Source organism: Roseivirga spongicola (assembly GCF_001592965.1).
GTDB lineage: Bacteria > Bacteroidota > Bacteroidia > Cytophagales > Cyclobacteriaceae > Roseivirga > Roseivirga spongicola.
Map to the genome: position 1 here is coordinate 817,691 of NZ_LRPC01000028.1, position 26,018 is coordinate 843,708.

The following is a 26,018-nucleotide window of genomic DNA, read 5'->3' on the forward strand; positions in this document are numbered from 1 at the left end:
TCTGTCACATTTTCTCTGAAAAACACTTATATTTGCGGCTCAAATTTGAGTAGGGAAAGGCATGAGCAATATCATACAAGACATTGATATTATTGACAGAAACAGTCAGGAGGCTATGGAAACCGTAAAAACCTCTAAGGAGGAGAACACCGGGAAAACCAAAAAGCTTTACATAGAGAGCTACGGCTGTCAGATGAATTTTGCAGATAGTGAAATTGTAACCTCTATTATGAAGGAAAATGGTTATGATACTACCTCAGATTTTGAAAATGCCGATGTTGTTTTTCTTAACACTTGCTCTATCAGAGAAAAAGCGGAACAAACCGTTCGCAACAGACTGAATCATTTCAACTCGGTAAAAAAGACCAAGCCAGAAATGACCATTGGTGTTTTAGGTTGTATGGCCGAAAGACTTAAGGAAAAGCTTCTAGAAGAAGAGCGAATTGTTGATGTAGTGGTTGGGCCAGATGCTTACAGAGACCTTCCAAAACTAGTAGAGTCTGCAGAAGATGGCCTTAAAGCTGTCAACACTTTCCTTTCTAGAGAAGAAACTTATGCCGACATCTCCCCTGTTCGCCTAAATTCTAATGGTGTAACGGCTTTCATCTCCATTATGAGAGGTTGCGATAACATGTGCTCGTTTTGTGTAGTGCCATTCACCAGAGGTAGAGAAAGAAGTCGAGACCCATTCTCTATTGTCAAAGAAGCGCAGGACTTATTTAATAATGGCTACAAAGAAGTAACGCTACTTGGTCAAAATGTGGACAGCTACAAATGGTCGGCCGATGAGAATAATAAAGCTTGGTTGGAGAAAAAAGAGAAGAAGGGCGAAGAGGTTGAAGTTATCAACTTTGCTAACCTCTTAGAAATGGTAGCAAAGGTTTCTCCTGAGCTTCGCGTTAGGTTCTCTACTTCTCACCCAAAAGATATTACTGATGATGTACTTCACACCATGAAGAAGTACGAAAACATCTGCAAGTACATTCACCTTCCTGCCCAAAGTGGTAACAGCCGTGTGCTAGACCTGATGAACAGAACCTACACTCGCGAATGGTACATTAACCGTGTAGATGCCATCAGAGACATTCTAGGAGAAGAATGCGGCATTTCATCCGATATGATTGCTGGTTTCTGTACCGAAACAGAAGAAGAACACAAAGAAACCATCACCTTGATGGACTATGTGAAGTATGATTTCTCCTATATGTTCTTCTATTCAGAACGCCCTGGCACATTGGCCGCCAAGAAGTTTGAAGATGACATTCCACTAGAGGTTAAGAAAAGAAGACTTCAGGAAATCATTAATAAGCAACAAGAAATATCCTTACAAAGAAATAAACTGGACGTTGGCAAAGTTCATAAGGTACTTATTGAAGGTACTTCTAAGCGCTCAGAAGAACAGCTTCAGGGTAGAAATACAGCCAACAAAGTAATTATATTCCCTAGAGGGAATCACCAGAAGGGTGAATACGTTAATGTATTGGTTAATGACTGTACTGCCGCCACTCTTTTTGGCGAGGTAGTCGAATAAAAAACTCACTCTTGAGCAGCAACGAATATTTAAGCATAAAACAACGGTTTGGGATTATTGGCAATAGCCCAAAACTTAATCACGCCATTCAGGTAGCTGCACAAGTAGCTCCCACCGACATGACAGTGCTCATAACCGGTGAAAGTGGAAGTGGTAAAGAATCCTTTTCAAAAATCATTCATCAACTTAGCTCTCGCAAGCACGGCAAATTCATTGCTATTAACTGTGGAGCTATACCTGAAGGCACCATTGACTCCGAGCTTTTCGGCCACGAAAAAGGCTCATTTACAGGGGCTTACGAAGCCAGAAAAGGATATTTTGAGGTAACCAATGGAGGTACCATTTTCTTAGATGAGATTGGTGAAATGCCTGTTCAAACCCAAGCAAGATTACTGAGGGTACTGGAAAATGGTGAGTTCATAAAAGTAGGTTCATCTAAGGTACAGAAAACAGATGTCCGGGTAGTTGCCGCAACCAATGTTAACCTAATAGATGCGGTTGAAAAAGGGAAGTTCAGAGAAGATCTCTACTACAGACTTAGTACTGTACCCATTTTTGTTCCTCCTTTAAGAGAAAGAGGGACCGATATTGATTTACTGTTCAGAAAGTTTGCATCAGATTTTTCGGAAAAGTACCGAGTAGAAAGCATCAAATTAACCGATGATGCTAAATCTATCTTATTAAGGTTCAGGTTTCCGGGCAATATCAGGCAGCTCAAAAACCTTGTAGAACAAATGTCTGCGCTAGAAATGGACAGAACCATTTCAGCAGATACGTTAATGAAGTATCTCCCTCAGCAGGGCTCTAGCTTACCAGCAATTTATAGAGGTGGCTCATCTGAGAATTCGGAGAACTTGAGTGAACGAGACTTACTTTACAAAGTACTCTTCGACATGAAGAAAGACATGAACGACTTAAAGAAACTCGTTCATGACATGCTTGAGAATGGCAACGTAGATAGCAGTGTAATTGAGGACAATCCTAACTTGTTCCGAAATCTAGAAAATACACCTACCCTACCTCAAGAAGCCAGACCAAAAGACTTTAGTGAGCCTATTTACCTCGACTCAGACTCTTCTAATGATGAAGACTATGACTATGAGAATGTTCATGACATCACACATGAAGAAGATGAATCTCTGAGTATAGAAGAAAAAGAAAAGGAATTGATTATTAAAGCCCTGAGAAAAAATAACAACAAGCGTAAGTATGCGGCACAAGATTTGGGGATTTCTGAGCGTACCCTTTACCGTAAGATCAAGCAATATGAAATCGATTAAAGTAATTCTTGGGCTGGCCTTGTTGTTTGTGGTTAATGGATGTAGTAATATCAGTTACTCTTTCTCTGGTACTACCATAGACTACAACACAACCAAAACCATTAGTATTGCCAATTTCATTAATGAAATAGGTAGCGGGCCTCCTAACATGGCGCAAACCTTTACCGAAGGCCTAAAAGACTATTTCCAAAGAAGAACTAAGTTACAGGTGGTTCAGAACCAAGGAGACCTACAGTTTGAAGGTGGAATTTCTAACTATAGAGTAGCTCCACAAGCCATTAGCTCTTCTGGTAGTTCTACGCGCGCAGATGGAACAGGCCTTATGCGTTTGACCATTACTGTTCAAGTTGTTTTCAATGATACTGTCAATGAAGAAGCCAGTTTTCAGAGACCTTTTGAATTTTATGCAGACTACGATCCTTCTACTACTACCCTAAATGCGGTAGAAGATGATTTGGTAGAAGAAATTTTTGAGGCACTTTACTTCGACATTTTCCAAGCGGCTGTTGCCCAATGGTGATTTTCGTTCTATTTTCGTCATTCAACTCTTAAAAAGTGGACAAAGAGCGCTTTAGTACTTTACTACAAGACCCATCGCTGGTTACCAATGCCGATATAAAAGCACTGAACGAATACCGTAAAAAGTATCCGTATTTTCAGAGTTTGTATGTGGTGGTAGCTAAGGCTTTGAAAGATCGTGAGCATCCAAAAACTGAGGCTTTTATAAAGAAAGCCGCTATTTATTCTGCCAACCGCTCTCACTTAAAGGAGATTATTGAAGGCGACTTTTCTTTTTCTAAACCCAAACAAGAAACTGAGCAAAAACCAGTTCTTAAGGTAGGTCAGTCTATTAAAGCCAAGGATTCATTGCCTCAAACTAAGACTGAGAAGATTGAAGGTAAAGACGAAGCAAAAGAGAAGTTGGAAGAAAATACGGAGAAGGAGAAACCTGCAGAGCAAAGCTCGAAAGAGAAAGAAGGCTCTTCTGCTATGGCCGAAAAACCAAAGGACAAGCAACCAGCTGAGACTCCAAAAACAGCAGCAGACCAAGAAAAGATAGACAACGACTTAGCCGAAATTGAAGCGGCAAAGCGTAGAATTGAAGCCTTACTCTCAGGTCAGCTAGACGAAACACAGGAGAGAAAAAAAGAAAAGCCCCTTTCTGAAAAGAAGAAAAACCAAATTCAGATCATTGAAAAGTTCATTCAAAATGAACCACAATTAGATAGGGAGAGAATGGCGCAAGCCGAGGGAAACGTAGATATTGAAGACCTAGCAGATAAATCTATCTTAAAAGAAGAAGCTTTTGAAACTGAAACTTTGGCTGAATTAATGGCCAAACAAGGCAAGCTTAAAAAGGCCGAAAGCATTTATAAAAAACTCAGTTTGAAGTTTCCTGAAAAAAGCACTTACTTTGCCACCCAAATTGAAAAATTAAAGTCGTAATAGAATGTTTAAGTTATTCATTATATTGGCAATCATAGTAGCGATTTTGTTAATTCTGATCGTATTGATGCAGAATTCAAAAGGCGGAGGATTGTCAAGCCAGTTTGGTGGCGGAGGAGCTCAGCAAGTTATTGGTGTAAAGAAAACCACCGATATTTTAGAGAAAGCCACTTGGGTATTTATCATAGCGCTTATTGTGTTTAGTTTATCTTCTAGTTTAATGCTAGATAAAGGCACGGGCAATTTTGTAAACCCTAACGTAGATGCGGCTCAGCAAAGCCAGCCTAATGCATTACCTACTGTCCCTACAGATACTACATCAACAGGAATTGATTTGAGTACTCTACCAGAAGACACTACTGAGCAGCAGTAACTAGTCCAAACCACCATTAAATAAAAGAGCCTTGGTTTTTAAAATAAATCAAGGCTCTTTTTTTTTGTCAAACCTAAAATCAAACTATCAGTTTGATGATAATCATTTAGAACTTAATACCACTATGCATTTTCTTCTTTACTTTTTTATTTAAATTAATTTATATTTTTTTTGATTTTAAATAATTTTTCTCTTTTTTGATATCAATAATAATTATTTGCAAATAATAAACGCACTAGGCACACTCATTACAAGGTGTTTTACCTGTGATTTTTAGGCTCATATTTAGATGATAGAATCTTAAAAGTAAGAGATAGATAAATAGCAGTATGTGGAAATCATATTGTTAGAATCTTATATTCCCAACAGAGCCAAGAATCATTGATTCTAAATCGTATTAAACATAAATTTTAAAAAAATGATTAAAAAAATATTTACAATATCACTAGTTATAATCTTATTATGCCTTACCGGTTCTTATTCATCAATAGCATCGACATGTACTCAGCAAACAAGCCCCTTGACTGATGGTATCTGTGTTGCAGATGTTACTTATGATGAAGACAAAGAGGTATACATAATCGAAGGCTACCATTGTGAAGATTATATTCCAGAGCAAGGTTATCCTGATATTTCAAACTGTATAATAAGACCAAACCATTAAACTCAAAAATATGAAAAAATTAAGAATAATTTTAAGCTTAATCATTTTAACCTTTGTAAGTTCAGCCTCAGTTGTTAGTCAAACATCTTGTGAGCTATCTGTAAACCCTAAAAATAATGGAGCTTGTAACCCAAGTTATTTACTTGATGAAGAAAACTGGGAGTGGGTATTAGTTGGTACTTATTGCGAATTGTATAGAACTAACGCATACGGACTCCATGATTGTCATATACCAGAGACATTACCTCCAAACGCCTAATGTTTGGAATGTTAGGAGCTAATCAGAATGTTGATCAAGTATTATGCTTGATCAACATTTATAGTTCAATCAAAAAATTACGATACAACTAATTCTTATTTCATGTTCGATTTTATAAATATTCTAGATAAACGATTCTTATTGATTTTTATATTATTGTCCTTATATAACTGTCAACAAGAGAGTCTAGAACCGTTAAAAAAATTAGAAATTTCGGAGGCACAAGAAAAGTTTCTGGATCTCGATTCGGAAACATCAAATATCAACAACTTTTATCAGTACATTGAAACTGATTCTGCTGAGATTTTGGCTTTTTTTAATTCTTTGAATTATAAGCTCTATTTATACAATCTTGAGTCAAAGAAATTGATCTCGTCTATACCTTTTGAAAAGGATGGGCCTAATGCTTTAGGAAACAGAATTACTTACTTTCATTATGCGCATGATGATTCAATTGTTTTTCATAGCTATTACAAAGGAGAACTATTGGTTTTTAATCATAAAGGAAAAAACAAAGGACAGATCCCAGTAAAAGCAGAAAGTCTCGATTTCGAATTTCAACCAAAATCTGGAGCCGGCTTTCCTCCGGTAAGAATAAGTGATTTTGTTTATATAAATACCGGTGCTTCTTGCAATTTCGACAATTCGGGACAGAAACAAGCCATTTACAAAAGAAACCTAGTAGATGGTTCCAGTGAACTAAATTTGAAATTTCCAATAGAATACTCTAAAGAGAAGGATTCTTATTGGCCTCAGGAATTATGTAATCCCTATAATACATACAATGCTAATAACAATATAATGGTGGTTAGCTTTCCACTTAGCGATTCAGTACTAACAATTAACGAAAATGGTCAGAGAAGAGCCTTTAGTTTTTCTTCACCAGAGTTCCAGAAAAAAAATGCTCTTAGGAAAAACCAACTCACCGGCAATCCATTGGATGAGTTTAAGCACCTCTTATCATACCCTAGATATGGGGCGATATTTTATGATCCTGTTAGAAAAATCTACCTGAGGAAGTTCTATTTGGAAACATCCCGAGAGAACTTAGATAAAAATATTTTTAAAACACAGATGAAAATGTTAGTAGCCAATGAATCATTCGAAATCTTAGGTGAATTTGACTATCAGGGAGGGGATCACATTTTCTTTAATCAAAAAGGACTAAATGAAGTCGTTTTTAATTCAAAATTGCAAGACAGCTTAAAAATAAAAACTGTTAGCTATGCCTTTTAAACATAGTTTATGTATTCTAGTTCTATTAAGTAGCTTATCAAGTTGTATGAGTGAAAATGACAAGTATGCATCTTCATTCGAAGAAGCGGTTAATAAATCAAAGATTCCTACAAATAGCTTAAAAGCGGTTACTCTAATTCTACCTAAAAGCGGATGTACTGGCTGTATTAGTTCAGCTGAGCAATTTGTAAAAGATAATATATCTAGATACTCGGACTTTCTGACTGTAATACTTACAGATGCCGTCTCCATCAAAGTAGTCAAAGTCAAATTCACAGAAATAATTGACTTGCCCAATGTTATTATTGATGAGGAAAACCACTTCTACCAGGCTCCTTTATGGTCCCTCTATCCTACGGTAATATACTGGAATGACAACTCCAAGATAGAAAGTATAGAGTATGTTTCACCAAATACTCCTGATGCTATATTCAACCTAGAGCAAAAATTATTGGAATTATCTCAATTCAATAATTCGAATTAACATATAAACCGAATCTAATAAAGTATTAGCCATTGATAGCTAAGAAGGTTAACATCCATTCATGTTCTTCTACTATGCTATATTCTACTATTTGTTTCTAATTGATCACCCATGGTATTAAATTAATTAGACAGTTAGTCAAATATTCCCAGACACCTTAATTCTAAAGTTCATCCATCACAATGATCGATTTTATACCCATTTCTCCTAAAACTTTCTGTATGGCGAATCTAAAAAGGCGTTGGCTTCTTCCTCTTTAAATTTAGCATTCTCACTATCCCAATGAAGCTTCTTATTTGGGAACCTACCTGCAATTACTCCAAGTAAAATAGTCTCAGTTAATCTAGCGGCATAAGAGAACGGTGCAGTAACCTCTCCTTTACCGAGACAGGCATCTACAAACTGATGATAGTGCTTTTTACCTTCTTGCTCGTAATTTCGAACAGGCTCGCCTACGTACTTGAATTTCTCCAAATCTAGATCAACGTATTTGCCATCTACAATATGCCTTGGTAACTGCATAAAATGAGGCAAGAGCAGCCTACCCTTCTCACCAATAAACATAGCTCCCTGATCTGGCAAAGTATCTCCATTCGGAAGTTTCAAATCTCTATGGAGTTTGGGCGCTCCTTCTCCATCGTACCAAACCCATTTAAACTTCTTAGTTGTGTATTGGGTGCCAGGGAATTCATAAGTAACCCTGTTACGCTCAGGAAAGCCAAACCCGTTTGGTTTACGACACTTTGTTTTAATAGTCTTCGGAATATCTAACGCTAGTGCGTTATAAGGTGTGTCGAAAATATGAACCCCCATATCACCTAGCGTTCCACAGCCATAATCTACCAGCTTACGCCAGTTTCCTGGATGATAAACTCCTTCCTTATATGGTCTTTCTGCCGATGTTCCTAACCACAGGTTCCAGTCCAAGGCAGATGGAACTGGATCGCTTCCTTCAGGCACGCCCCCATCATAACCCCAGTTTTTAGGCGACCAAGCCCTCACCGTCTTCACCTTTCCAATAATCCCAGACCTAATCAGCTCGGTGGCCAACTTATAATCGTAGAACGAATGTACCTGAATACCCATTTGGGTGATCAAGCCTTTATCGGCAGCTAGCTGATTCATGGCTCTAGCCTCGGTCACGTGGTGAGTCAATGGCTTTTGGCAGTAAACTGGCTTATCCATGTTCATCGCTATCATAGAAGCCGGAGCATGCGTATGATCTGGTGTGGAAACCACTACCGCATCTATTCCACTGCTCATTTCATTGAGCATTATTCTATAATCACTATATGTTTTTGCCTTAGGGTGAAGTGCTTTAGCAGCGGCCAAAAAATTAGCATCTACATCGCAAAGGGCTACTACCTCAACAGATGAGTGTGATGCAATAGCCTTGAGGTCTTCCATTCCCATTCCTCCTACTCCAATGTGTGCAGTTCTTAGTTTGTCTGCTTTTCCCAAGGCCCAAACAGACGAAGGCAAAACTGAGGCTGTGGAGAATATTGCTGCACTTTTTAAAAAATCTCTTTTATTCATAATGTTCGGTTGAGTCTTATTGTACTTAAAACTTCTCATTCTGACCGTAGCCAATGAGTTTACCAGATAATCTGGCTGACCCTTCGATTCCTCTGGGTGAAAAATATCAATGCAATTACCTACAATTTTCTAATCTTAATATTTTTAAACCAAAGCGGGCTGTCATGGTCTTGCAAACCGATATAACCAGTTTTGAAAGAACCATACTTTGGAAAATCTTTCCATTTACCCGCTGCCTTGCGCTCATGCCAATCATCAGACCATGGGACGAACTCTACAATCTTTTTTCCATTGAGCCAATGCTCTACTTTTTCAGGTGTGAATATGATTTTAGAGGTATTCCACTCACCAGCTGGCTTCACAATCTTCTGAGTTGTATCGGCAGCATGCATGGCGTAATCGGCTCCTGTCTTCTGCCATTCAGCTAATGTGGCATTATTAATTTCTTCCCAACCTAGGTCATCTAAGAGCTGATATTCTGGTGCAATAGCTGGAGGACCTCCTGGCTCATTTTCTTTAAGGTGATAGAATATCCCGCTGTTTCCTCCTGCTGGTAGCTTCCACTCCATATACAGTTCAAAATTATCGAACTCCTCTGCCGCGTAGATAATGTCCTTTCCCCCTTGCCAATCCTCTTCAAGTCGCTTTTCAGTATCGAAAGTCAGAGCTCCTTCTTCATCAATTGTCCATTGTGGCGGGAGTTCCTCACCGTTGTAAGCCCTCCAGCCCTCAGTGCTGGTGCCATCAAAAAGGTAAATCCAGCCCTCATCTTCAGCTTCTGCTATTTGAATATTCTCTGATTTAGTGCCTGATCCGCAGGAAAAGACTCCAACAGATAGTAAAGCAAGTAGATAGTTTCTTTTCATATTTGGGTTGATTCTTAGTTATTCGTTAATAGTTATTCGTTTTATGGCCAGATCCCTCTGGTTGATTCTTGATATTTGGAATTTGGTGCTTGATTTTTTTCAGCTTATACCCCAGCCCTAAAGGGTGTCAATTCAAAGTTCTCTTTATGTTTTGGGTCTATTCTTTGGAATTTGGTGCTTTCTATTTGAGTTTTTTCAACCGAATGTTCTTCCACCTTACTTTAATACCTCCACCATCGTGAATCTGTAGAGCTATAGAGCCTTTGCCTTCTCCTATCTTTTGGTCTTTCAGGTGTACCATTTCGGTTCCATTGAGCCAAGAGGTAACTTCATCTCCCACTACTCTTATTTTCATCGTATTCCACTCACCCATTTTCAGGGCGCTGTCCTTCTCAGGCTCTGGCTGAATAAGCCAACCTCTACCATACGACTCATAGATTCCTCCGGTATTACTGCCTGGAGGGGCAACCTCTACCTGCCAACCACTGACTTTGGTACCATCGACAGTTGACCTGATGAATACACCGCTATTGCCATTGGCTTCTTGTTTAAAGTCCAGCGTGAGTTCAAAGTCATCGTAATACTCGTTGGTGGTGAGATATCCATACTGAGCTTTTGGCCCACTTTCGCAGACGAGTTCACCGTTTTCTACATACCATAGCTCTTCGCCATTATTAGTCCAACCCTCTAGGTTTTCACCGTTAAAGAGTTCAATGGTATCTGATGAATCACAGGATTGAAAAATGAACAGAATAAAAAATGTAAGCAGTGCGCTTTGCTTAAAAATCGAAAAGTCCATAGATAAAGCTTAAGGTTGAAAAAATGCTTTCCTTAATCTATGAAAATAGCAGATATAAAGCGAGAAGTTTTGTTTGGTGGGTAATTGGCCAAAACGGTTTGAATATCCTACCAATCACCTTATCAGATTAGTTAGGTTGGTTTTGTACCTAAAGGCACAAACTATCGCCTGAGCTAACTGCTCTACCAATATGATGTCCCGCTGGGGCATTATTGATGAAGGAACCCTTTGGGCTAATGGGCTAAGGAGAAACATGATCACCGCTGAGCAACCCTGTCCCGTAGGGACTAAACATGGGTAGCCAAAGAATGCCGCCACCGTCAATGTGCCTTTAGGTACGTTATATACTTCCAGCATCAATTATGTTTTGTACCTAAAGGCACAAATAAACCTAATACGCAAACTTGCCTACCGACATTCAGTCCTTACGGGACACCTATCTAAACTAAGGCTTCTATAATCAAAGCTGTTGAACCGTCTTCAATACTAGCTTTTTACTCATTGGTATTACCGTCTCTTCCATCGGCAATGGCAACTCTCCGTGAATTACAAAAGTAGCGGGGTTGGGCAATACCTTATAACTCTTGATTAACTGCAGTTTGATCTGCTCAAAAGTATCTCCTATTCCTCTAGAAACTCTATCTATCAATTTGAAATACACTCCTCTCATTTGTTCATTGAACATGATGAATTTCTTAATCTGGTACTGAAAAACATCCGTCAACTTAGAGTTCCCCAGCTCCAACATCACGTATCCTTCATCTTTATACATGGGAATTATGCCAATCGGGTCAATTTTCAACTCAGATTCCACCCACTCATGAATTTCCTTTCCTTTACCTAAGGTTCTTTGCATTGTTGGCAGAGCATAGTCAACTATTTCTTCAATGTCTTTTAAGAGTTCATCGCTTTCATTCAAATCTTTATATATAATTTCCAGCTTATTCAGGTCTAGACGAGAAATCTCTTTAGGCATCTCAGATTGAATAGATTGCTTTTTATCCTTCAGCACTTTAGCGTCCCTATAATGGTCTATCAACTCAGTCATAAATGGGAATAGTTTAGTCTGGTCAAAATTCTGTTCTACATGCTTTAGATATGCCAACAGCACATACTTCTTATACTCGAAATCAATGAGCCCATCTGTAATCCAGTCTTTTTTTAATTGTGTCATAGATGAAAAGAGTTTTATGTTCCTAAAAAGCTTAAACAACCTGACAGAGCAGATTATTTGACATAGAAGATACTCTGTTTCCACTAATATTTCAAGCCTGAAATGCTCAAGAGGATGAAAAACTGTCAGTTTTTCACTGACACTGGTGCAATAGCTTGGCTTCAAACCTGACACATGCGCAAGATTGAACTGTCAAATGTTCACGATAAAGGTTTGGCACATAAACTGTAATATGCCGCAATGTAATTTTGAATCAAACTCTTAAAACCAATAAGAAAAATGTCTAAAGTTAACATTACTCCATTAGCTGACAGAGTTCTGGTAGAACCTGCTGCTGCTGAAGAAAAAACTGCTTCAGGTATCATCATTCCTGACACTGCTAAAGAGAAGCCACAAAGAGGTATTATCGTTGCAGCTGGAAGCGGAAAAAAAGATGAGCCAATGACAGTGAAAACTGGCGATACTGTACTTTACGGTAAGTACTCTGGTACTGAACTCACTGTAGAAGGAAAAGACTACTTGATCATGAAAGAGTCTGACATTTTCGCAATCATCAATTCTTAATCTTAATCTGAAAACTTAAAAATCGAATAAGACATGGCAAAAGATCTATTCTTTCGTAATGATGCCAGAGACCAACTAAAAAAAGGTGTTGATACTTTGGCAGATGCTGTGAAAGTGACCCTTGGTCCTAAAGGTAGAAATGTAATTATCGACAAAAAATTTGGTGCACCAACTGTAACTAAAGATGGTGTTTCTGTAGCTAAAGAGATTGAGCTTTCTGAGCCAATCGAAAACATGGGCGCTCAGCTTGTGAAAGAAGTAGCTTCTAAAACTGCAGACAGCGCTGGTGACGGTACTACTACTGCAACTGTTTTAGCGCAAGCTATCTTCGGTGCAGGTATCAAAAACGTAGCCGCTGGTGCTAACCCAATGGACTTGAAAAGAGGTATTGACAAAGCTGTTGCTGCTGTTGTTGCCGACCTTCAAGCTCAATCTAAGCCTATCAAAGACTCTAACGAGATCAAGCAAGTAGGTACTATCTCTGCTAACAACGATGCTGAAATTGGTGAGATGATTGCCAATGCAATGGACAAAGTTGGTAAAGACGGTGTAATTACTGTTGAAGAAGCTAGAGGTACTGAAACTGAAGTGAAGACTGTAGAAGGTATGCAGTTCGACAGAGGTTACCTTTCTCCATACTTTGTGACTAACACAGAGAAAATGGAAGCTGAATTGGAGAACCCATACATCTTGATCTACGACAAGAAAATCTCTTCAATGAAAGAATTGCTTCCTGTACTTGAGCCTGTAGCTCAGTCTGGTAAGCCATTAGTAATTATCTCTGAAGATGTTGACGGTGAAGCTCTTGCTACTTTAGTAGTAAACAAAATCAGAGGTTCTCTGAAAATTGCTGCCGTTAAAGCTCCTGGTTTCGGTGATAGAAGAAAAGCTATGTTGGAAGACATCGCTGTTTTGACTGGTGGTACTGTAATTTCTGAAGAAAGAGGTTACAAACTAGAAAACGCTACTATCGAGTACCTTGGTACTGCTGAGAAAGTAAACATCGACAAAGACAATACTACTATTGTTAACGGTGCTGGTGAGGCTGCTCACATCGAAGCAAGAGTTAAGGAAATCCAAACTCAAATTGAAAACACTACTTCTGACTACGACAAAGAGAAGTTGCAAGAGAGACTTGCTAAGCTTTCTGGTGGTGTAGCTATCCTTTACATTGGTGCTGCTACTGAAGTAGAAATGAAAGAGAAGAAAGACAGAGTAGACGATGCATTGCACGCTACAAGAGCTGCTGTACAAGAAGGTGTAGTTGCTGGAGGTGGTGTTGCTTTAATCAGAGCGGCTGCTTCTTTAGATAAAGTATCTGTAGACAATGACGACCAAGCTACTGGTGTTAACATCATTAGAATGGCTGTTGAGGCTCCATTGAGAACTATTGTAGCCAATGCTGGTGGCGAAGGTTCTGTAGTGGTTAACGAAGTGAAAAACGGTAAGGCAGATTACGGTTACAACGCAAGAGAGAACAAGTATGAAAACTTGATCGCTGCTGGTGTAATTGACCCAACTAAAGTAACTCGTTTAGCACTTGAAAATGCTGCTTCTATCTCATCTCTACTACTTACTACTGAGTGTGTAGTAGCTGAGCAACCAGAAGAAGCTGGTGCTGCGGCTCCAATGCCTCCAATGGGTGGTGGCATGGGCGGAATGATGTAAGAATCGCTCCGCTTGTACATAGATTTTAGTACAACGTATATAGATAAAAGCCCTGACTCAATGAGTTGGGGCTTTTGGTTTTAATGGGATTTCAAACTTAGAGCCTGCAAAAAGTTCAGTTGCAACAAACTATTGATTTAGCCTTTACATTTTCATTCTCAGCGTCCCGAGACTTCGGGACCGAAGAATCTGTAGAATTTAATCTGATTAAAACAGCGTTATTGAAATTGGCCTATCTCTCGCTCACTCAGGATGGAAAAAGAGACTAGGTGCTCTCCTACTCTAATCTTAGCGAGGTCATTGACTAGAAATGGAGTATAATCCTATATCTGTGCTAAGGCGTTCTCATTCATACAAACACCTAAATGATATTGAAGCTTATGCGTCAGTCAAAACAGCACTAGTTTCATTAGACAAGCTATACTTATGTGGACATTCCCCATAATTAGCCCAGATATCTGAATGGCTTCAACAAATCCTATTGGCAAAACTTGCTCTTTTATGATTTTCATGCCGATTACAAGTGAAATCAAAAGCCAAACGGGGCATTCTCCGTAAGTTATATCAAAGATGAACTGGAGATACGAAGAGGTAAAGCCTAAGGGCAAACTAAGTGAAGTAATAGAGTGCTACTGGTGGGAAGACTACTGTCGGAAAAATCCTGACCGAACCCACCATATAGTGCCCGACAATTCAATAGAACTCATTTTTATTCGAACCCCTTTTCACAGAGTATCCCCGGAGTTCAATAGACAGTGGCTCGTACAAAGTCATCTTTGTGGGCTCAAAACAAGAAGTCAATTATGCCGCGTAAAAGATAGCCCCATTATTTCCGTCCGCTTTAAACCCAAGGGTCTCTATCTCTTTACCAAAATTCCTCCCGTACTCACTGTCGACAACTGTCTTGAACTAAACAATTGTTTTGGAACAAGTATTCTAAAACTTGAAGAACAGCTCTTTGAGACTAAAAATCAGGAAAGAAGAATTGAGCTTTTGAATGAGTTCTTTGAATCGCTTTACCTTCAAAATGAACATAAGCGCGATTTACTTTTCGAAGCCGTTGCCGAGGAAATTGAATCTAAAGTCGGTACGGCAAGTATTGAAGAGCTAAGCGAAAAATTTGGTATTTCTACCAAAACCATCCAAAGGAGGTTTCTAGAGCACATGGGAATCACTCCTAAGAAATACAGCAGGTTGATCAGGGTTATTCATTGTTTAAGACAAAGCAAACGTAAGAAGCAACTAACTCAACTGGCTTACGAATCTGAATATTTCGACCAATCTCACTTTGTAAAAGACATTAAGTCAATCATACGTTGTACCCCTTCCCATTTTTCAAAATCAGATAAGGGCATACAAGCACCTACTTTTTAATTAGGTCGAGTCTGTTTTTTACAATTTTTTAATCCCAGCATCGCCATTCTTTGCATAAAGGTCAATATCAAAGCCACCAAAAATCTCAAATAACAAATCAGGTTCGGCAGTGGCCTAAAAGCGTCATTTTATCAAAGTAAAAACTCAAACTATTTAACAATGAAAAGAATAATTTTCGGAGCTATTCTAGCTCTCGCAGTTACCAGCGAAAGTATCGGACAATTCCACACCCTGAAGATTCCTAAGCCGAGTAATCATGTTCAAGAGACTCAAACGCTTGGTGTTACGGATATAACAATAGATTATCATAGCCCCGCAGTAAGGCAGCGCGATGTCTGGAACAATACCGACATTATCCCTCAAAATGCTGAACCTATTGCATGGCGAGCAGGCGCCAATATGGCCACAACCATCCAATTTTCTACAGATGTAACTATTGAAGGTCAACCTTTGGCTGCCGGTAAATATGGCTTCCACGTTATACCTAGAGACGAAAAGTATGAGCTATTATTTGCTCATACCCCAGAACAATGGGGAAGCTATTATCTGGATCTAGAAAAAGACGTAACTCTTACTGTTGAGGTTGAAGCCGAAAAAGCTCCCTTTTCAGAAAAACTCGACTATGAATTTCTCAATTGGACTCCCTCTGAAGTAACCGTTGCCCTAGAGTGGGCTGATAGGCGCATTCCTTTTAAAGTAGCCGTAGACCTTAACAGCACGGTAGTTGAGAGCTTCAGGTATGAGCTCAGAGGAATTAACACTTACCGCTGGCAAGCCTGGAATGATGCCGCTCAATGGTGTTTACAACATAACACCAACTTAGAAGAGGCTTTAGAATGGGCTAACCGATCGATTAATGGCGGTTATGGTGGTTTTGCCGCCAACAAAAATGCTGGGAACCTAAGAACCAAAGCTCAGCTTGAAAGAAGCTTGGGGAAAATGGCAGAGTTGGAAGCAACACTTACAGATGCGGTAGCCTATATTCAGAACCCTGATGATGTTAACTTCTTCAGTATCTATCTATTGGGGATCAAGAAAACAGAGATGGCGATGGACCTTCTCGAAAAATCCTTAAAGGCTAACCCAGACACTTGGTTTCTTATGCTCAATCAAGCGGTGGGATACTACCAACAAGGAAAAAGCAAAAAGGCCATCAACCAAATGACGACCGTTAAAGAGCTAGCTCCGGAAAGCTTCAATGAAACTTTGAATGGAATTGAGCTTAGGATGCAAGAGGGCACTTATTCCATTCCTGGATTCTAATCAATAATATCACCTTTATAGGCTTGGTTAAATATTTTCTTTGAGTTATAAGCTTGTTACCTAAATCCTTCAAGAACAAACTGAGGAGCAGCAAAAGCTCAAGAATTGAACCTAATGATCGCCCGATTCCTAGAGATAAAAAAGCGATTAACTAAGACTGTCAGCCCTTCATGTGTATCAAAAAGAAGGCTGACAGTCTTTAAAAGAATAAGTTCAAATTGCTAGCCTGAGCAGTCTTGGCTCAGAGCCAAGAGGCTGGCTCTCATTCATTTTTGCAATCTGGACATACATTTCGTCTTATTTTCCGAGCTAAAATAACCATCTAGATGAGTCTCTAGAATTGCAGAAACAGCTTTTAAATAATACTTATCAATGGTAGCGAAATCATTAGCTCTGTATTCAAGTAGAGGTAGACATCGAAATTGCGCTCATTTAACAAAAAACACTTTCGTTTCAATCGAGGAATAAAAAGACTTATTAAATTGATATCACGCGTTAAATAGCCTATCATGATCTATATAAAAACAAGAAATCTGCTCGTTGTGGTGCTTCTAATCGTCAGCACTAATATTATCGCCCAACAAAAGAAGTATGCTGTTTCATCGTATTTAACAGAAGGAGCAAAAGCACCTAACACACACTATATTGGTGAAGCTTGGCTGAACGGTCTACTGACAGCCGATGGAGACATTGATTATAATATTACGAAGGCAACCTTTAAGGCAAACTCTACGCTCGACTGGCATAAACACTCTTCTGCACAAGTTTTAATCTATGTTGCTGGAGAGGGGTATTACCAAGAAAGAAGAAAAGAACCTATTATTCTAAAAGTTGGAGATGTTATCAAATGTCAGAAAGATGTGGAACATTGGCACTCTTCTACTAAAGAAAGTGATGTTACTTATTTGGCTTTATATGGTGGCCAGACCCCTACAACATGGACTGAAGTTCTAACGCAAGAGTATTATGATGCCATAGCTAAAAAGCTCAAAAAATAGAGCTCGTTCAAAACAAGTTTACTTAGTAGAATTCAACTTCATAGGAGTAACTCTTTACCGTAGTCTATTTTTGGTAGTGTTACCCATATCCTTAAAACAATCTCCAGGTATTAAAACCTTTTAACCTAAACCAAATGGTACTGTTTGGCAGATCACTCTCATTTCCTCGGGATGGAATAGCGATTAACTAAGGCTGTGAGCACTTTATGTGTAGCAAAAAGAAGGCTGACTGTTTTAAAGAAACTAACTTTGAAACAACTGGTTAGACCACCTGAAGTGGTCTAACCAGTATTACAGCTTATATTCAGGACAATAACAATAAGGGAATAGCTGAAATGATTATTCAATGGATTGAAAAAACAGGTAAGTAAATAGTTCAAATACATGCCTTTTTTATCCAAGGCATGTATCTGCTTTAAAATTCAGTCTGTAAGGAAATCGAGTTCTCACTATACCCTATCCCATCCTCTTTCAATCTTTAATATTCAGAACAACAGGTATTAGATAAAAGATCAATGATAACGAGATGCCATAGAGTCACTCTCAAAACAAACTCGTTAACATGAGGCCAAATGAGTCGATTATTACTAAAAAAGGCCTTCACCAAATGGTGAAAGCCTTCCGTTACAACAGCTCTGTAACAATTATCTTCTAAAAAGCCTAGTCATTCCAGCGCCATAACCTTCCATGAAGTAACGACCTGATGAAGGAGTATTTCTCCATGTACTAAAGTTGCCTGGCGAGGCCATGCTTCCTCGATCTATTCCAGCATTTCTAATAGTTCTTGTTTCTACATCCACATAAGAACCTAATTCTTCAGATTTCTGAGAATTATTTTCGTTCTCTTTCCAAATATTGTCTAATCTCTGTTCTAAAGTATTTCTATCTATAGTTTCCATAATTATTCTTTGTTTACTTATAAAAGGCGCTGCAAGGGCCTATTGTTCGGAAAAGGCCCATCAAATCTGAATCTCTTACTTAACTGAAATTCAAACTAGCTTAACTGAAATTTACTAGCCTGTATAGGCTTTGAATATTGGTTTTGAATAACGAATCTGATGATGAGTAAGGGTTTCAGACGAACAAAACCATCTCGCTCCTGTTCTTTAAAGAAAAATTATGTCAAAAGATCATGGAAATAGCATCAAGAACGATGAGCAATATGAAGCCTTGAGGGACCAAGGAATGTCGAAAGAGAAGGCTGCCAGAATTGCAAATACAAAAGACAGTGGTGCAAAGGGAGGTAAAGCTTCTAAATATGAAGACCGAACCAAAGAAGAATTATACAAAAAAGCTCAAGAGGTAGGTATAGATGGAAGGTCTAAAATGAACAAAGAAGAATTAATTGAAGCACTAAGAAGCAACTGACATCTAAGTGACTGATTTTCAACAAAACCAAACTCCAAGGGCATACAAATTCATTTTTTATAATAAAAGTTATGCACCTGCTGACTATATTTAAAGAGAATTGATTTGAATTTGGCTGACCTAAAGAAAGAAGTATACTCTATAGTTCGGAGTAATGAAGCCCTCTTTGAGTTTACTCAAAATCATGCCTTAGAAGGCCTCCTGTGCTTCGACATAGAATCTGGTTCAACTTGGATAAACCCAAAGTTAGCTTCCCACTTTAGGTCTAGTGCTTACACAGAAAACATCAGTTCAATAGTTTGTGAAGAAGACCTTGAAAAACTGCTTAAAACCATTTCAAGTTCAAGCAATGCAGGAATTCAAGAAGAAGAAATTGTTCTCAAAATCAAATCAGAATCTGGCTTAAGCGTTCGCTGCAAGCTATTCTTATCTAAACCTGAAGAATCTGCCTTGGCCCTTGCTATAATCGGATGCAGTGAACTATATGAAGACACCCCCACTCCATCCATTAGGAAGGGGTTGAGAGAAATAGCCCAAATTGGTACTTGGGAATATGACATCAGCAATCATGTGATTAGGTTAGACGCCACATCTAGCAGTATACTTCAGGTCTCAGAAGGTTCAAACCTTTCTCTAAAAGATTTTTTATATCTATTGAATGCTGAAGGCTACGATGACGGCCACATTTCAGAGTTTCTAAACGGAAATGTAAATGAGCTAATCGATTTCGAGCATGAATACCAGATTAAAACTAAAGACGGAAAAGGTAAGTGGATAAAGCTCATTAGTTTACCATATACTGAAGACCAAAAGGTAAAAATTGTTCATGGCCTCATCCAAGATGTAGATGATAGAAACAAAGAACTATATGCACTTGCCTTAAAAGAAGAAGAATTCAGACAAACCTTTTATTTCGCGGCCAATGGAATGGCTCTAGTGGGCCTAGAAGGGCAATGGTTAGACGTTAATAAAAGCGTCTGCGACATGCTTGGATATACTAAGGAAGAGTTTTTAAAAATCACTTTCCAAGACATTACACACCCTGAAGATCTGGAAAAAGACTTAGAGCTTTTAACCGAATTGGTTAATGGAGAGCGACAAAGCTACCAAATGGAAAAACGCTATTTCCATAAAAATGGCAATATAGTATGGGGCTTACTCTCTGTTTCTATGGTCAAAAACGACAATGGAGAACCCATTCATTTCGTATCTCAAATTAATAATATCACTCAAAGAAAACATGCTCAAATAGAGTTAGAGCAAACCATTACCCGACTTCAGGCCATAAGAGACGCAACAACTCAAGTAAGCATTATAGAAACTGATACTAAGGGAATTATTCAAAGCTTTAACAAAGGCGCAGAAAACCTTCTAGGATATGAGTCTGCTGAGGTTGTTCAGAAATGTACTCTAGAAATCATACATGATGCTAATGAAGTAGAAAAAAGACAGATTGAGCTCAGCGAGGAATTAGGAGCATCACTTACCCCAATGGAAACTCTTATTGCTTATGCTAGAATGGGTAGGTTCGAAACCCGAGAGTGGACTTACATTCGTAAAAATGGCACCAGATTTCCTGTGCTTTTATCCGTAACTTCCATCAAAGACAAACAAGGAAATATTACAGGGTTCTTGGGAGTGGCGGTTGATATGACCAAGATAAAGGAGGTTGAGAACGAAATAAAATCAATTCTTAATATTACTCAAGAGCAAAATGAAAGGTTATTGAACTTTGCTCATATTGTTTCTCATAACCTCCGTTCGCATTCTAGTAACATATTTATGATTCTCCAGCTTATAACAATGGAGGTTCCGGAATCCACTGAAAATGAATTCTTCCCCTTTCTAGAATCAGCTGCTAAGAATTTGAATGAGACTATTGGTCATTTGACTGAGGTTGTCACCATGAACGAAACCACTCAAGAAAACCTCGTTCCACTCAGCCCAAAAGAATTTATAGACAAGGCCATTAACAACTCTAAAGGGCAAATTTTAGACACCCATGCCCAAGTGACCAATTTAGTTGGGGAAAAGCCAGAAATACAGGGGATTCCAGCATACTTAGATAGTATTTTCTTCAATTTTATCAATAACGCCATTAAGTATAGATCGCCAGATCGGACACCAGAAGTTAAAGTCTTATCTGAGGTTAAAAATGACTTCCTGTCTATTTTCATAAGCGATAATGGCTTGGGTATTAACCTAGCCAAGCATGGCGAGAAACTCTTTGGCATGTATAAGACTTTCCACGGAAACAAAGATGCCAGAGGAGTTGGCCTTTTTATTACTAAAAATCAAATAGAAGCAATGGGAGGTACAGTAGAAGTCTCTAGCGAGGTAAACCAAGGAACAACTTTCCACATCAGGTTTAGGTTAGCTTAAGCTTAACTATTGAATTCCTTTTTACTTTAACAATATTATAGAACCTAGTCGAAGCGTCTCGCTTCGACTTAATGCCCTAGAATGTTTTGGTGTTGTTACCAGAATCCAGCTTGTGGGAGACAATACTTCATGAGCAATAAGTAAAGCTTGGCCGATCCCTCGATTCCTCGGGATGTGAAAGAGCTTGAGCACCCGGATGGGGGTAGGAACTAACTTGCAGTGGTGCATTCACTCAACTTTTGTAATTTCAACTGGCTATGCAGGAAGTTTTGATCGACCATATGCGCCAATTGGTTTCCCTAAGCGATGAAGAGGCTGAAATAATCTCTTCTGCATTTAAGGAAAAGCAATTGAAGAAGAAGGAGTACCTCCTAAAAAAGGGCGATTCATCGCATTATATGCGCTTTATTTCGAGTGGTTGCTTAAAAGTATTCAGCTTAGATAATGACGGAAATGAAGGTATTCTTCAGTTTGGAGTCAATGGCTGGTGGGTCAACGATCTATATGGTTACCTCACGGGTCAGCCCTCTTCCTACTTTATTCAAGCCATTACCAATAGCACTGTTCTTCAGGTGCATAAAAACGTGCTAGACCAACTCTTCAATCAAATTCCTTCACTGGACCGGTTCTGGAGAATAAAAATACAGAATGCTTATATCGCTCTCCAAGAGCGTACCATGAACCTCATGAGAGAGTCGGCAGAAGAACGTTATGCCCGTTTTATTTCTCAATATAGAGATATGGAACAGAGCATTCCTCAATATATGATAGCCTCCTACCTTGGCGTAACACCCGAACACCTTAGTGCGATTCGAAAGAAAATTTCTAAAAGCAAGCTTTCTTAAGATACCTTAATTTTTGGGCTTTCAGATGTGCTGAAGTTTGTACCTATCAAACTTTAACACCAATGAAAAAGTACAAATCCATTTTACTGCTACTCCTTCTTTTTGCTAAGGTTGAAGCACAGGAAGTAGTAGGAATTAGCCCTTGGGGACCCAATGATGAGATTGGCACCCTCAATATGATGACCGAGGCTTCCAAACTTCAGATTCTATCTAGAATTGCCAGCGGCAAGTCTTATGATTTGAGCGTGGAGTATTTCGTAGGAATGCCCAGCTTTCACGCCCTTGGCGATCCGCCTTACCAATATTGGCTCACCCATACCCCCAACGGTACCATAGTTGACAACCCAAACGGAATGGGCGAGGCCATGAACCGAAAGGTTTCCTACACGGGTGATGCCATTTCTATGTACACCCACATGGGCACTCATATTGACGCTCTCAATCATTTCGGACTGAATGGTAAAATATGGAATGGATATAGCCCTGAGGAACACCTGGGTGACAAAGGATGGAAGAAAACCGGAGCGGAAACCATCCCCATTATTATTGCCAGAGGGGTGCTTATAGATATCAGAAGTGCTAAGGGTGAAAGGCTTTTACCCAACTATCGCATTACGGCAGAGGATATTAAAGAAGCCTTGAAAAAGCAGCACCTTGCGCTCCAGCCTGGTGATGTGGTACTTATCAGAACTGGCCAGGCACAATATTACCAACAGGCTTCCGAATATCTGGACAACTATCCGGGTATCAGTTTAGATGCGGTTAAGTGGCTGGTAGAAGATCAGCAAATAATGTTGCTCGGTGCCGATAACCTGAGCTTGGAAGCCTTTCCTCCTGAAAGAGCCGATAACTGGGTACCCGTACATACCTATCTGCTGGCAGAAAAAGGCATGATGTTCATTGAACAAATGAATCTGGAGCCACTGGCTGAAGATCGGGTATTCGAATTCGCCTTCATTGCCTCATCACTCAAACTGAGAGGTGCTAGTGGTGCGCCAATGCGACCTATTGCACTGCCTGTCAATAAATTAAAATAATATAAACAGTACTAAGCACAATCAAACCATTGCCTTATGAGTAATGCCAGTTTAGTATCACTTGCCCTTTTAGGAGGAATACTTTTAGCCATTCAAGGAGGCTTCAACTCCCAGCTGAGTACTCAGTTAAAAAGCCCCTTCTTAGCAGCACTGATCAGCTTTGTTATCAGCTCTATTTTGGCAGGCCTGGTCATCGCGCTGAGTCTGAAGAAACTACCAGATTGGCAGGAAGTTCAACTGATACCGCCCTACCTGTGGTTTGCCGGAGCCATATTCAGCTTTTTAGGTATATGCCTCTACTATTACACCATTCCCAAGTTGGGCATTAGTAGTATGATTTCATTGGGCCTAACTGGCCAAATGCTCATTTCGGTGATAGCAGGGCACTTCGGATGGTTTGGTCTTGAGGTCGAACCCATTTCGCTCAGGCGTTTGCTTGGCATAGCAGCCATGATAATCGGAATAATTCTTATCAACCATCACAAATAGTCAATGAATCTCATTCAAGAAAATATAGATAACCTGACCAGCCTCTGGCAATTGGCCGGAAACCGTTGTGGAGTTTTCGAACAGAACTCCGGCTACTCCTTTAGTTATATACCACAGTCAAGCTGGCCCAACAGGCTTTGGCTGACCGCTGATATTGACTCTACTACCTTCAAAGAGGCCATAACAAAAGCCAAGCAGCACGACTTAAGCATTTCACTTTGGGATGAACTCATGGAAATGAACCAACTGGAAGCCGAAGGTTACAAACTGAAATCGGAGCTTCAGGGCATGTCAATGACCCTGAGAAACTGGGAAAGACAAGGTCAGCCCATAGAGCTACTTACCGTTGGGGATGACCTAAGCGCAGCTATGTGGTCAGATCTTTTTCAACAGGCATTCGGCTATAGAATAGATAGTGCTACGGTGCTAAAAACAATGGATCGGGTGCAATATTTTATCGCCAGAGACCATGGACAGCCAGTGGGCACAGCGGTCTTATTCCATCATAAGCCAGAGATCGCAGGCATTCATTCTATGGGTATCATCCCAGACATGAGAAGACAAGGGTATGCCGAAAGGTTGCTGCACTCAGTACTCCGTCTTGGTAAAGCAAGCGGTGCTCAATGGGCCATACTACAAGCTTCCAGTATGGGAGAAGCACTCTATCTCAAAACTGGCTTTACTCAGCAATTCACACTCAAAACCTACAAGTATAACATTTAGAATAAGCATGAATTTAATCGATAACCTAAACTGGAGATACGCTACCAAGGCGTTCGACCCAGCAAAAAAAGTAAGCTCCGAAGAATTGGAGGTATTAAAAGAAGCAGTGAGGCTCTCTCCTTCTGCCTATGGTTTGCAACTGTACAAAGTACTGATAGTTGAGAACAAGGAAATCAGAATGGCCTTAAGGGAGGCGAGTTGGAATCAACCTCAAATCACAGATGCCTCTCACTTATTAGTCTTCTGCAATTTCACGCAAGATTTCAACGATCATGTGGATGATTACGTGCAGCTCATTGTGGAAGCTCAGGGTGTTGATAAGAAACAAATTAGCCCCTACGGTGAATTTATCAAGTCGCAATTGAACAACAACGGCACCAAACAAAACCAAGTTTGGGCTGAAAAGCAGACCTACTTAGCACTCAGTAATTTATTGGCAGCCTGTGCAGAACTTAAGATCGATGCCTGTCCCATGGAAGGCTTTCTTAACGATGCTTACAATAGAATTCTTGGCTTGAACAAGCAGGGGCTCAACGCTTCGCTGATTGCAACAGTCGGCTATCGGTCAGACAATGATGAGGCTCAATTCAGGAAAAAGGTCCGCAAGGATAAGGAGCAATTGTTTGAGCTCGTGTACTAGGTAGTGCAGGCTCTTTTTTAACTCCTTCCTGATTTTGAACCTAATAAGTCTAAGGCTGGCAGTCCTTTTTACATATTGAAGATAGGGCTGCCAGCCTTTATAAAAAGAGAGGCTTTTCTACACTCAGACATCTCCTGTAAGGGACTCTGATGGGGATGGGAATCAACTGGTCTGACCACGTGGAGTGGTCTGACCAGTGAAACTCGCCACAGTTGAACTTGTTAGCTTCAGCCCTAGTTGAAGCGTCTCGCTTCGATTTAATGCTCTAACTATTTGAGCGTTGTTACCAGAATCCAGCTTGCGAGTGACAACACTGCATAAGCAATAAATAAAGCTTGGACGATCCCTCGATTCCTCGGGATTAAAAAGGGCTTGAACAAAACTAGCAGCCTTACAATAGTGAAAGTAGGAAGCCAGCCTTCAGGTAGAGCCCCCTGCTACTACTCAAACCTCGTATAGCACCTCGATTAGATGTCTCCAGAAAGGGACTCCGAGCAGTTTCAAACACCATCAGAGTCTCACATAGTGGACTCTGATGGAGATGGAATCAACTGGTCTGACCACTTGGAGTGGTCTGACCAGTGAAACGCGCCTTAGTTGAACTTGCCCACCTCCGCCCTAGTTGAATCGTCTCGCTTCGACTTAGTATCTTAGCCGGTTTTGGTGTTGTCACCAAAACCCAGGTGACATCACTGCATAAGCAATAAGTAAAGCCTGGCAGCCTTACATAAATGTGAAAGTAAGAAACCAGTCTCTATATAGAGAGGCTTTATCGCACATAGCTCCTCGCTTAGAGTCTCCTGAAAGGGACTCTGAGCTTCCTTAAGTATCATCAGAGTCCACCGCGCGAGACTCTGATGGGGATGCCCCTCTAATTCGTTCAGTCGATAATTCAACAAAATAGAATTCGTTTTTCCACCACACAAAAAGGAAGTTTCAAGGTTAGAACAACGCATTCAATTTGAGGAGACCATCACCTCCACTAAATTGAGATAATCAACCATTTAAAAAGCCTTAGG

The 26,018-nt window shown here is 39.7% G+C and carries 26 protein-coding genes; 21 read left to right on the forward strand and 5 right to left on the reverse strand.

The window, feature by feature from the left end; translation table 11 throughout:
• Nucleotides 1-61: 61 nt before the first annotated feature.
• The 9 genes from miaB to AWW68_RS15425 all read left to right on the forward strand — a co-directional run bounded on the left by miaB (nucleotide 62) and on the right by AWW68_RS15425 (nucleotide 7,273).
• Nucleotides 62-1,531: a tRNA (N6-isopentenyl adenosine(37)-C2)-methylthiotransferase MiaB gene (miaB, locus tag AWW68_RS15395; protein WP_068222853.1), complete on the forward strand. Its 1,470-nt coding sequence runs from the start codon at nucleotides 62-64 to the stop codon at nucleotides 1,529-1,531.
• 11 nt (nucleotides 1,532-1,542) lie between these two features.
• Nucleotides 1,543-2,811, forward strand: a complete 1,269-nt coding sequence (locus tag AWW68_RS15400; RefSeq protein WP_084375713.1) for a sigma-54 interaction domain-containing protein — start codon at nucleotides 1,543-1,545, stop codon at nucleotides 2,809-2,811.
• Entirely contained in the window at nucleotides 2,798-3,331 is a 534-nt protein-coding gene (gene lptE / locus AWW68_RS15405) for an LPS assembly lipoprotein LptE (RefSeq protein WP_068222859.1), read from the forward strand. The genes AWW68_RS15400 and lptE overlap by 14 nt, the downstream gene beginning before the upstream one ends.
• Before the next feature lie 35 nt (nucleotides 3,332-3,366).
• Nucleotides 3,367-4,257, forward strand: coding sequence for a hypothetical protein (locus AWW68_RS15410; protein WP_068222863.1), 891 nt, complete (start codon nucleotides 3,367-3,369; stop codon nucleotides 4,255-4,257).
• A gap of 4 nt (nucleotides 4,258-4,261) precedes the next feature.
• On the forward strand, nucleotides 4,262-4,630 hold the full coding sequence (gene secG / locus AWW68_RS15415) for a preprotein translocase subunit SecG (protein ID WP_068222866.1): 369 nt from the start codon (nucleotides 4,262-4,264) through the stop codon (nucleotides 4,628-4,630).
• Between the two features lie 418 nt (nucleotides 4,631-5,048).
• Nucleotides 5,049-5,294 (forward strand): hypothetical protein, encoded by a 246-nt coding sequence (locus AWW68_RS20145; RefSeq protein WP_157717674.1) that lies wholly within the window; start codon nucleotides 5,049-5,051, stop codon nucleotides 5,292-5,294.
• A gap of 10 nt (nucleotides 5,295-5,304) precedes the next feature.
• Complete coding sequence (locus tag AWW68_RS20150) at nucleotides 5,305-5,553, forward strand: hypothetical protein (RefSeq protein WP_157717675.1); 249 nt, start codon at nucleotides 5,305-5,307, stop codon at nucleotides 5,551-5,553.
• 141 nt (nucleotides 5,554-5,694) lie between these two features.
• Entirely contained in the window at nucleotides 5,695-6,789 is a 1,095-nt protein-coding gene (locus AWW68_RS15420; protein ID WP_157717676.1) for a DUF4221 family protein, read from the forward strand.
• 46 nt (nucleotides 6,790-6,835) lie between these two features.
• A complete protein-coding gene (locus tag AWW68_RS15425) occupies nucleotides 6,836-7,273 on the forward strand; it encodes a hypothetical protein (RefSeq protein WP_068222872.1) in 438 nt (145 codons plus the stop codon).
• A 207-nt stretch (nucleotides 7,274-7,480) separates the two neighbouring features.
• On the opposite strand, the gene AWW68_RS15430 is transcribed toward AWW68_RS15425, so the two are convergent.
• The 4 genes from AWW68_RS15430 to AWW68_RS15445 form a co-directional block, all read right to left on the reverse strand.
• Entirely contained in the window at nucleotides 7,481-8,809 is a 1,329-nt protein-coding gene (locus AWW68_RS15430; RefSeq protein WP_084375747.1) for a Gfo/Idh/MocA family protein, read from the reverse strand.
• Nucleotides 8,810-8,928: 119 nt separating this feature from the next.
• Nucleotides 8,929-9,675: a 3-keto-disaccharide hydrolase gene (locus AWW68_RS15435; protein WP_068222877.1), complete on the reverse strand. Its 747-nt coding sequence runs from the start codon at nucleotides 9,673-9,675 to the stop codon at nucleotides 8,929-8,931.
• A gap of 181 nt (nucleotides 9,676-9,856) precedes the next feature.
• Nucleotides 9,857-10,474 (reverse strand): 3-keto-disaccharide hydrolase, encoded by a 618-nt coding sequence (locus AWW68_RS15440; RefSeq protein ID WP_084375715.1) that lies wholly within the window; start codon nucleotides 10,472-10,474, stop codon nucleotides 9,857-9,859.
• Nucleotides 10,475-10,934: 460 nt separating this feature from the next.
• On the reverse strand, nucleotides 10,935-11,648 hold the full coding sequence (locus tag AWW68_RS15445; RefSeq protein WP_068222879.1) for a hypothetical protein: 714 nt from the start codon (nucleotides 11,646-11,648) through the stop codon (nucleotides 10,935-10,937).
• 279 nt (nucleotides 11,649-11,927) lie between these two features.
• Here AWW68_RS15445 and AWW68_RS15450 point away from each other — a divergent pair, with 279 nt between their 5' ends.
• The 5 genes from AWW68_RS15450 (at nucleotide 11,928) to AWW68_RS15470 (ending at nucleotide 17,515) form a co-directional block, all read left to right on the forward strand.
• Nucleotides 11,928-12,212 carry a co-chaperone GroES gene (locus tag AWW68_RS15450; RefSeq protein WP_068222880.1) on the forward strand — a complete coding sequence of 95 codons (285 nt, stop codon included), beginning with the start codon at nucleotides 11,928-11,930 and terminating at the stop codon, nucleotides 12,210-12,212.
• A 33-nt stretch (nucleotides 12,213-12,245) separates the two neighbouring features.
• Entirely contained in the window at nucleotides 12,246-13,880 is a 1,635-nt protein-coding gene (gene groL / locus AWW68_RS15455; RefSeq protein ID WP_068222881.1) for a chaperonin GroEL, read from the forward strand.
• Nucleotides 13,881-14,450: 570 nt separating this feature from the next.
• Nucleotides 14,451-15,254 carry a helix-turn-helix transcriptional regulator gene (locus tag AWW68_RS15460; RefSeq protein WP_068222882.1) on the forward strand — a complete coding sequence of 268 codons (804 nt, stop codon included), beginning with the start codon at nucleotides 14,451-14,453 and terminating at the stop codon, nucleotides 15,252-15,254.
• A 159-nt stretch (nucleotides 15,255-15,413) separates the two neighbouring features.
• Nucleotides 15,414-16,517 (forward strand): DUF2911 domain-containing protein, encoded by a 1,104-nt coding sequence (locus AWW68_RS15465; protein ID WP_068222883.1) that lies wholly within the window; start codon nucleotides 15,414-15,416, stop codon nucleotides 16,515-16,517.
• 509 nt (nucleotides 16,518-17,026) lie between these two features.
• Nucleotides 17,027-17,515 carry a cupin domain-containing protein gene (locus AWW68_RS15470; RefSeq protein ID WP_068222884.1) on the forward strand — a complete coding sequence of 163 codons (489 nt, stop codon included), beginning with the start codon at nucleotides 17,027-17,029 and terminating at the stop codon, nucleotides 17,513-17,515.
• A gap of 644 nt (nucleotides 17,516-18,159) precedes the next feature.
• Here the strand turns inward: AWW68_RS15470 and AWW68_RS15475 are convergent.
• Entirely contained in the window at nucleotides 18,160-18,414 is a 255-nt protein-coding gene (locus tag AWW68_RS15475; RefSeq protein ID WP_068222886.1) for a hypothetical protein, read from the reverse strand.
• Between the two features lie 220 nt (nucleotides 18,415-18,634).
• On the opposite strand from AWW68_RS15475, the gene AWW68_RS15480 reads away from it, so the two are divergent.
• The 7 genes from AWW68_RS15480 to AWW68_RS15510 all read left to right on the forward strand — a co-directional run bounded on the left by AWW68_RS15480 (nucleotide 18,635) and on the right by AWW68_RS15510 (nucleotide 24,999).
• On the forward strand, nucleotides 18,635-18,883 hold the full coding sequence (locus AWW68_RS15480) for a DUF7218 family protein (protein WP_068222889.1): 249 nt from the start codon (nucleotides 18,635-18,637) through the stop codon (nucleotides 18,881-18,883).
• 105 nt (nucleotides 18,884-18,988) lie between these two features.
• Nucleotides 18,989-21,265, forward strand: a complete 2,277-nt coding sequence (locus tag AWW68_RS15485) for a sensor histidine kinase (protein ID WP_157717677.1) — start codon at nucleotides 18,989-18,991, stop codon at nucleotides 21,263-21,265.
• 257 nt (nucleotides 21,266-21,522) lie between these two features.
• Entirely contained in the window at nucleotides 21,523-22,110 is a 588-nt protein-coding gene (locus tag AWW68_RS15490; RefSeq protein ID WP_068222893.1) for a Crp/Fnr family transcriptional regulator, read from the forward strand.
• Nucleotides 22,111-22,172: 62 nt separating this feature from the next.
• Nucleotides 22,173-23,147: a cyclase family protein gene (locus AWW68_RS15495; protein ID WP_068222896.1), complete on the forward strand. Its 975-nt coding sequence runs from the start codon at nucleotides 22,173-22,175 to the stop codon at nucleotides 23,145-23,147.
• Nucleotides 23,148-23,183: 36 nt separating this feature from the next.
• Entirely contained in the window at nucleotides 23,184-23,636 is a 453-nt protein-coding gene (locus AWW68_RS15500) for a DMT family transporter (RefSeq protein WP_068222904.1), read from the forward strand.
• A gap of 3 nt (nucleotides 23,637-23,639) precedes the next feature.
• Nucleotides 23,640-24,359 (forward strand): GNAT family N-acetyltransferase, encoded by a 720-nt coding sequence (locus tag AWW68_RS15505; RefSeq protein WP_068222906.1) that lies wholly within the window; start codon nucleotides 23,640-23,642, stop codon nucleotides 24,357-24,359.
• Between the two features lie 7 nt (nucleotides 24,360-24,366).
• Nucleotides 24,367-24,999: an NAD(P)H-dependent oxidoreductase gene (locus AWW68_RS15510; protein ID WP_068222911.1), complete on the forward strand. Its 633-nt coding sequence runs from the start codon at nucleotides 24,367-24,369 to the stop codon at nucleotides 24,997-24,999.
• Nucleotides 25,000-26,018 lie beyond the last annotated feature (1,019 nt).